The organism is Ruegeria sp. BHSB064 (assembly GCF_059613205.1).
Genome location: NZ_JBXWSB010000178.1, coordinates 1 through 6,882, shown reverse-complemented (window position 1 = coordinate 6,882; position 6,882 = coordinate 1). Strand labels below are relative to the sequence as shown.

11 protein-coding genes are annotated in these 6,882 nt (G+C 58.3%); all 11 read right to left on the bottom strand.

The features are described from left to right. Positions 1-104 precede the first annotated feature (104 nt). Entirely contained in the window at positions 105-521 is a 417-nt protein-coding gene (locus AC2FNU_RS23225) for an MAPEG family protein (RefSeq protein ID WP_496793297.1), read from the bottom strand. 5 nt (positions 522-526) lie between these two features. After that, positions 527-1,825 carry an NADH-quinone oxidoreductase subunit NuoF gene (nuoF, locus tag AC2FNU_RS23220; RefSeq protein WP_480798588.1) on the bottom strand — a complete coding sequence of 433 codons (1,299 nt, stop codon included), beginning with the start codon at positions 1,823-1,825 and terminating at the stop codon, positions 527-529. Between the two features lie 12 nt (positions 1,826-1,837). Then, on the bottom strand, positions 1,838-2,059 hold the full coding sequence (locus AC2FNU_RS23215; protein WP_496793291.1) for a DUF5337 domain-containing protein: 222 nt from the start codon (positions 2,057-2,059) through the stop codon (positions 1,838-1,840). A gap of 32 nt (positions 2,060-2,091) precedes the next feature. After that, on the bottom strand, positions 2,092-3,210 hold the full coding sequence (gene nuoE / locus AC2FNU_RS23210; protein ID WP_496793288.1) for an NADH-quinone oxidoreductase subunit NuoE: 1,119 nt from the start codon (positions 3,208-3,210) through the stop codon (positions 2,092-2,094). After that, positions 3,210-4,433, bottom strand: coding sequence for an NADH-quinone oxidoreductase subunit D (locus AC2FNU_RS23205; protein WP_170343780.1), 1,224 nt, complete (start codon positions 4,431-4,433; stop codon positions 3,210-3,212). Before AC2FNU_RS23205 ends, nuoE begins: the two co-directional genes overlap by 1 nt. Further along, the gene (locus tag AC2FNU_RS23200; protein WP_256367953.1) at positions 4,433-4,555 is read right to left on the bottom strand and encodes a hypothetical protein; all 123 of its coding nucleotides are present in this window, start codon (positions 4,553-4,555) and stop codon (positions 4,433-4,435) included. Before AC2FNU_RS23200 ends, AC2FNU_RS23205 begins: the two co-directional genes overlap by 1 nt. A gap of 24 nt (positions 4,556-4,579) precedes the next feature. Beyond that, positions 4,580-5,182 carry an NADH-quinone oxidoreductase subunit C gene (locus AC2FNU_RS23195; protein ID WP_496793279.1) on the bottom strand — a complete coding sequence of 201 codons (603 nt, stop codon included), beginning with the start codon at positions 5,180-5,182 and terminating at the stop codon, positions 4,580-4,582. After that, positions 5,175-5,501 carry an antibiotic biosynthesis monooxygenase gene (locus AC2FNU_RS23190; RefSeq protein WP_496793276.1) on the bottom strand — a complete coding sequence of 109 codons (327 nt, stop codon included), beginning with the start codon at positions 5,499-5,501 and terminating at the stop codon, positions 5,175-5,177. The genes AC2FNU_RS23195 and AC2FNU_RS23190 overlap by 8 nt, the downstream gene beginning before the upstream one ends. After that, complete coding sequence (locus tag AC2FNU_RS23185) at positions 5,498-6,031, bottom strand: NuoB/complex I 20 kDa subunit family protein (RefSeq protein ID WP_010442777.1); 534 nt, start codon at positions 6,029-6,031, stop codon at positions 5,498-5,500. The genes AC2FNU_RS23190 and AC2FNU_RS23185 overlap by 4 nt, the downstream gene beginning before the upstream one ends. After that, positions 6,022-6,387 carry an NADH-quinone oxidoreductase subunit A gene (locus tag AC2FNU_RS23180; protein ID WP_050602775.1) on the bottom strand — a complete coding sequence of 122 codons (366 nt, stop codon included), beginning with the start codon at positions 6,385-6,387 and terminating at the stop codon, positions 6,022-6,024. Before AC2FNU_RS23180 ends, AC2FNU_RS23185 begins: the two co-directional genes overlap by 10 nt. A gap of 187 nt (positions 6,388-6,574) precedes the next feature. Continuing rightward, positions 6,575-6,882, bottom strand: a 308-nt coding sequence (locus AC2FNU_RS23175) for an enoyl-CoA hydratase-related protein (RefSeq protein ID WP_496793272.1), incomplete at its 5' end; no start/stop codon positions are given.

The window sequence follows — 6,882 nt, the reverse complement described above, 5'->3', positions numbered from 1 at the left end:
TGATCAGGCCGCACGCGGATACACTGGCCAAAGCCAGAACAACAACAAGGGTTTTAGTGGCCTTCATATGTTCCCTCTTTGTAGTCTTATCCGCCATTTCACCATCAAAACGCCGCCACCAAGGCCATTAGGCCGATCACAAACATGCAGGCCCAGCCCAGTACATACAGAATGGACCGCAGACCGCTGTTCGGTTTGCCGATACCCTTGAGATGCACCACCAGCATGAGCACGCGCGCAACCAATGCAATTGACGCCAGAAGGTTGACCCAGAACGGGCCAGCCCCCAGCAAAACTGCCGCCACAACAACCGTCAGAAACGCCGGAAGTGTTTCGGTTCCGTTCAGGTAAGCACGGTTCAGACGATAGGCTTGATCCCCATAGTCCTGATCGGGTGTTGCACCCGGTGCGAGTCCTTTGCTTTGCTTGGCCAGTGCCGAGAACGGGGCCAAAAACAAAACAACCAATGTGAACAGCACAACCGAAGCAATTGCGTGGGAGTATTCAGCAAATACGTCCATTGGGTTTACTCCGCAGCCATCGCACCCATGCGGCCCGATTTCTGGGCCTTGATGCGGTCTTCGATCTCTTCGCGGAAGTTACGGATCAGGCCCTGGATCGGCCAGGCGGCTGCGTCGCCCAAGGCGCAGATCGTATGGCCTTCGACTTGTTTGGTCACGTCGAACAGCATGTCGATCTCTTCCAACTCGGCCTCGCCGCGCACAAGACGGTCCATGACCCGCATCATCCAGCCGGTGCCTTCCCGGCAGGGCGTGCACTGTCCGCAGCTTTCGTGCTTGTAGAATTTCGACAGCCGCCAGATCGCCTTGATGATGTCCGTCGACTTGTCCATCACAATAACCGCAGCCGTACCAAGGCCCGAGCCCAGATCATTGCGCAGATAATCAAAATCCATAATCGCGTCGCGCATGTTCTCACCACGCACGCAGGGAACAGAGGACCCGCCCGGGATAACCGCCAACAGGTTGTCCCAACCGCCACGAATACCGCCGCAATGTGTCTCGATCAGGTCTTCAAAGGAAATCGACATCGCCTCTTCAACGACGCACGGGTTGTTCACATGGCCCGAGATCGCAAACAACTTGGTGCCCGCGTTGTTCTGACGGCCAAAGCCTGCGAACCAATCCGCGCCACGGCGCAGGATGGTCGGCACGACAGCAATGGATTCTACGTTGTTCACCGTGGTCGGGCAGCCATAAAGCCCCGCACCCGCCGGGAACGGAGGTTTCATCCGCGGCATGCCCTTCTTGCCCTCAAGGCTTTCGATCAGCGCGGTTTCCTCACCACAGATATAGGCCCCGGCCCCGTGATGCAGGAAGATATCGAAATCCCAGCCCGATCCAGCGGCGTTCTTGCCCAAAAGACCAGCGTCATACGCCTCGTCGATTGCCGCCTGCAACGCCTCGCGCTCGCGGATGTATTCACCGCGCAGGTAGATGTAGCAGGTATGCGCATTCATCGCGAAAGACGCGATCAGACAGCCTTCGATCAGAGTATGCGGATCATGGCGCATGATCTCGCGGTCTTTGCAGGTGCCGGGTTCGGATTCATCCGCGTTCACCACCAGATAAGCCGGGCGTCCGTCGCTTTCCTTGGGCATGAACGACCACTTGAGGCCCGTCGGGAAGCCCGCGCCGCCGCGACCGCGCAGACCCGAGTCCTTCATCGTCTGGATGATCCAGTCGCGGCCCTTTTCGATCAGGCCAGCAGTGCCGTCCCAATGCCCGCGGGCCTGTGCGCCTTTCAGCGTGCGCTCATGCATCCCGTAGATGTTGGTAAAGATCCGGTCCTGATCCTTCAGCATCGCGTGTTACCTTCAGCTGTCCTGACGCATGCGCCAGAGTTGAAAAATGTTGACGCCTGCATAGATGAAACCCGCCAAAGCAGCGAGATCAAACAGCAGCGCGTGCCGGGTCGTCAAACCCAGCGCGGGGCCGATGAACAGGTTCATGGCAAGCCAAATCAGCATGGTCACAGCGATGACCACTCCGATATGTCGGCCCTTGCGGGCTATGGCCTGTTCCTTTTCTTTGTCCATCTTACCCTGATGCCCCGGACGGGCACCGTCGTTTAGCCTTCGTAGGTGCCGTCTTCTTTGGCACGTTTGGCAAATTCGGTCTCTTCACCTGCAGCCAGCTTGGCGGCCTGTTCGATCCAGCCGTCGCGTTCGATCCGGCCCTTGAACTTCAGGCGTGCATCCACCCAGGCCACATGTTCGGGTGTCCAGGCGGCGATCTGGTCGTAGTGATAGAAACCCAGCTCATTCAGTGTTTCTTCCAGCTTCGGTCCGACGCCTTTCAACAGCTTGAGGTCGTCCGGCAACCCGCCGCGCGCCGCGGTCAGCGTTTTGGGCGCGTCTTCCTTGACAGCTTCCGGCTCAGCCTTGGCTTTCGCTTCTTCCGCCTGTTTCACCGCCGGTTTCGCGGGTTCGGGCGCTTTAGGAGGCTTGGCCGCAGCGGAAGCCCCAGCCTGCTTGCCATCCTTGCCCAACCAAGGCGTCAGGATCGGCACTTCGGTGCCGTCGATGCGCTTGACCGTGTCGCCCAGATCCGACGCCAGTTCAACGCTTGCGTTGTATTTCGGCTTGCCTGCCTCATATTCGGTCAGGCTGCTCAACCCCTTCAACGGCTCAGCCGCATAACGCCCGTTCTGGGGTCCGGGTGTCGGCACCTTGCCAGCGGCCAGATCATCGATGATCTTGCCAAAACTCTCAGCCGTCAGGTCTTCGTAATAGTCCTTGCCGATCTGCGCCATGGGCGCGTTGGTGCACGAGCCGAGGCATTCCACCTCTTCCCAGCTCAACTTGCCATCAGCGGACAGCACATGCGGCTTGGCGGCAATCTTTTCCTTGCAAACTGCAATCAGATCCTCGGCCCCGCAGATCATGCAGGAGGTCGTGCCGCAGACCTGAATATGCGCCACCGATCCAACCGGTTGCAGTTGGAACATGAAGTAGAAGGACGCAACCTCAAGCACGCGAATATAGGCCATGCCAAGCATGTCGGCGACGGATTCAATCGCCGGACGGGACAGCCAGCCTTCCTGCTCTTGCGCGCGCCACAGCAGCGGGATCACCGCGCTGGCCTGACGGCCTTCGGGGTATTTGGTCATCTGCGCTTCGGCCCACTGCTGGTTGGCAGCGGTGAAGGCGAAGCTTTCGGGTTGTTCGGGATGAAGGCGGCGGAGCATTAGCGGTCAATCTCTCCAAATACGACGTCCATGGTGCCGATGATGGCGGCGACGTCGGCCAGTTGGTGGCCTTTGGCAACGTGGTCCATGGCTTGCAGGTGCAGGAAGCCCGGCGCGCGCAGTTTGGCCCTGTAAGGCTTGTTGGTGCCGTCGGCGACCAGATAAACGCCGAACTCGCCCTTGGGGGCCTCGACAGCGGCATAGACCTCGCCTGCGGGAACGTGGAAACCTTCGGTATACAGTTTGAAGTGATGGATCAGGCTTTCCATCGAGGTCTTCATGTCCGAGCGTTTCGGCGGGGTGATTTTGCCACGGGCCAGAACATCTCCGGGACAGTCACGGATTTTGGCGATGGCCTGACGGATGATCAGCAGCGACTGGCGCATCTCTTCCATGCGGACGAGGTAACGGTCATAGCAGTCGCCATTCTTGCCGACGGGGATTTGGAACTCGAACTCGTCATAGCATTCATAGGGCTGCGCACGACGCAGGTCCCATGCGAGGCCAGATCCACGTACCATTACGCCCGAAAAGCCGTATTTCTGAATGTCATCTTCGGTCACGACGCCAATGTCGGCGTTGCGCTGTTTAAAGATGCGGTTTTCGGTCAGTAACCCGTCAATGTCATCCAGAACGGCGGGGAATTCGTGGCTCCACGCCTCGATATCATCCAGCAGTTCGGGCGGCAGGTCCTGATGCACACCGCCGGGGCGGAAATAGGCGGCGTGCAGGCGGGCACCACAGGCGCGCTCATAGAACACCATCAGCTTTTCGCGCTCTTCAAAACCCCAGAGCGGCGGGGTCAGCGCGCCGACGTCCATCGCTTGCGTGGTCACGTTCAGCAGGTGGTTCAGGATACGCCCGATCTCGGAATACAGAACCCGGATCAGCGAGCCCCGGCGCGGCACCTCGACACCGGTCAGCTTTTCAATCGCCAGACACCAGGCATGTTCCTGATTCATCGGCGCCACATAGTCCAGACGGTCGAAATACGGCAGGTTCTGCAGATACGTCCGGCTTTCCATCAGCTTTTCGGTACCACGGTGCAGCAGGCCGATATGCGGATCGCAGCGTTCGACGATCTCACCGTCCAGCTCGAGCACAAGGCGCAGAACCCCGTGCGCCGCAGGGTGTTGCGGGCCGAAGTTGATGTTGAAGTTGCGGATCTTCTGTTCTCCGCTCAGCGCGTCCGTGCTGCCGTCATCGTATCTTGAGCCGTCCATCACCGCCCTCGTTTCTTCTTCGCTTCGGCCCGAACCCGGACCTTTTCGGCCTCGGCCGCCTTGGCAGCAGCCCCAGCAAGCAAAACTCCAAGCGCTCCGAGCATGATCAGTTCTCCCAACATCTCAGCAACGCTCCATCATCAGTGTCAGCTTTCCTGCTTTTCATCGCCCGGAAGGATGTAATTCGCACCTTCCCACGGGGACATGAAATCGAACTGACGGTATTCCTGCACCAGGCTGACCGGCTCGTAGACCACACGCTTTTGCGCCTCGTCATACCGTACTTCGGTGTAGCCGGTGGTCGGGAAATCCTTGCGCAGCGGATAGCCGCGGAATCCATAGTCGGTCAGGATGCGCCTCAGATCCGGGTGGCCTGAGAACAGGATGCCGAACATGTCGAACACCTCACGCTCGAACCAGTTGGCCGAGGGGTGAACGTTTACAATCGACGGCACCATATCCTCTTCCCGGATCGAGACCCGCAGGCGGATGCGCTGGTTTTGGTACATCGACAGGAAGTGGTAAACCACGTCGAACCGTTTGGCCCGTTCGGGATAGTCCACACCGGTAATGTCAACCAGGGTCGAGAACTTGCAGTTCTGGTCGGTCTTGAGAAATTCGATGAATTCCATGAGGTTCGACGGGGCCACATCGACGTTCAACTCGCCATGGGTCACATCCCATGACAGAACGCAATCCGTGCGCTTCAGCTCTAACTGCGCGCCAAGTTCCTTGAGTGCTTCACTCATTGCGGCCCTCCTGCAGAACTTCGTCATAGAACGTTGCTTCTGCGTCGTAAGACTTGAAAAACTTCGCCATAAAGTCGGGCATAACCGTCTTGGCTGCTTCCTTACCCGCAAAAGCAGCTATGGCTGCCATGTCGCGCCACTTGGTAAGAACAATAACATGGCAGGGGTCTTGATCGCGTCGAACAAGGAAAGACACGCTTTTGAACCCATCTACGGCTCGCATTCCGGGCAGCGCACGTGCCCGAAAGGTATCGACCCACTCATTAACATCGTTCCGGGCGACCACAGCTTCCCAGCGTCTTACAACCACATCACTCATCGCACAATCGTCCCAGTGCGGCGGATTTTGCGTTGCAACTGCATCAGACCATAAAGCAGCGCCTCAGCGGTCGGAGGACAGCCGGGCACGTAAATGTCCACAGGCACAACACGGTCACATCCACGCACAACCGAATAGGAATAGTGGTAATACCCACCACCGTTGGCGCAGGATCCCATCGAGATCACGTAACGTGGCTCGGGCATCTGGTCGTAAACCTTGCGCAACGCAGGGGCCATCTTGTTGGTCAGCGTCCCCGCCACGATCATCACATCCGACTGGCGCGGGGATGCACGTGGTGCGATGCCGAACCGTTCGGCGTCATAGCGCGGCATCGAGGTATGCATCATCTCAACCGCGCAGCAAGCCAGACCAAAGGTCATCCAGTGCAAGGAACCGGTGCGGGCCCAGTTGATGATGTCCTCGGTCGAGGTCAGCAGGAATCCTTTGTCCTGCAGTTCAGCGTTCAGGGCCTGAGTGGCGACTTCCTTGTCGACACCGGCAGTGTTTGCGCCTGTCATCACTCCCATTCCAGGGCCCCTTTCTTCCATTCATAGGCAAAGCCAATGGTCAGAACGCCCAGGAACACCATCATGGACCAGAAGCCTACATCGCTGATGTCCTTGAAGCCAACGGCCCAGGGAAACAGGAAGGCGATTTCAAGATCGAAGATGATGAAGAGAATCGACACCAGGTAAAACCGAACATCGAACTTCATCCGCGCATCGTCGAAGGCGTTGAACCCACATTCATATGCGCTGACCTTTTCGGGGTCGGGATTGCGGACGGCCAGAACCACAGCGGCCAGAATCAGGACGATCCCAAGGCCCACGGCAACGGCCAGAAACACCAGAATCGGGAGGTACTCCCGCAGCAGGTCTTCCACGAATAGCTCCTTTCCTGCGCATGTCCCAAAAGGGTGCGCCGTCAATTGGCGTGTTGACTGGACATTCTCTATCCCTGCGGGGTCAGGTGGTCAACCGAACACAATGCCCCACGACATCAAACATGCACTTGACAGCGCGGCATAGAATCGCAGCGCAGGCGTTCAAGAACAAATCAGCCCAGACCGTTTACCCCGTGTTGCTCCAGGATGGGCTACGTTTCTCAAAAAACGCCGAAATCCCTTCCCGCGCCTCTTCGGTTTCCCACCGTTCGACCAGCGCATGTATGGTCTGATCGATCACAGCATCGTCAATGCGCGGCCCGAGGCTCTGAACAAGCGCTTTGGCCGAGGCAACAGCCCCTGGTGCGCAGGTCAGATAGGGGCGAATTTCCGCCTCGACAGCGGCTGACAATTGATCCGCAGGCACACTTCGCGCCAACAATCCCAGATCAACGGCTTCGGCGGCATCAAACAGACGAGCCGACATAAAAACGC

Bases quoted from the DNA above. Each gene is read 5' to 3' on its own strand.
- AC2FNU_RS23190 (WP_496793276.1), bottom strand. From the start codon at position 5,501: ATGAGTGATGTGGTTGTAAGACGCTGGGAAGCTGTGGTCGCCCGGAAC.
- AC2FNU_RS23215 (WP_496793291.1), bottom strand. From the start codon at position 2,059: ATGGACAAAGAAAAGGAACAGGCCATAGCCCGCAAGGGCCGACATATC.
- AC2FNU_RS23205 (WP_170343780.1), bottom strand. From the start codon at position 4,433: ATGGACGGCTCAAGATACGATGACGGCAGCACGGACGCGCTGAGCGGA.
- AC2FNU_RS23225 (WP_496793297.1), bottom strand. From the start codon at position 521: ATGGACGTATTTGCTGAATACTCCCACGCAATTGCTTCGGTTGTGCTG.
- nuoE (WP_496793288.1), bottom strand. From the start codon at position 3,210: ATGCTCCGCCGCCTTCATCCCGAACAACCCGAAAGCTTCGCCTTCACC.
- nuoF (WP_480798588.1), bottom strand. From the start codon at position 1,825: ATGCTGAAGGATCAGGACCGGATCTTTACCAACATCTACGGGATGCAT.
- AC2FNU_RS23185 (WP_010442777.1), bottom strand. From the start codon at position 6,031: ATGGGAGTGATGACAGGCGCAAACACTGCCGGTGTCGACAAGGAAGTC.
- AC2FNU_RS23195 (WP_496793279.1), bottom strand. From the start codon at position 5,182: ATGAGTGAAGCACTCAAGGAACTTGGCGCGCAGTTAGAGCTGAAGCGC.
- AC2FNU_RS23200 (WP_256367953.1), bottom strand. From the start codon at position 4,555: ATGTTGGGAGAACTGATCATGCTCGGAGCGCTTGGAGTTTTGCTTGCT.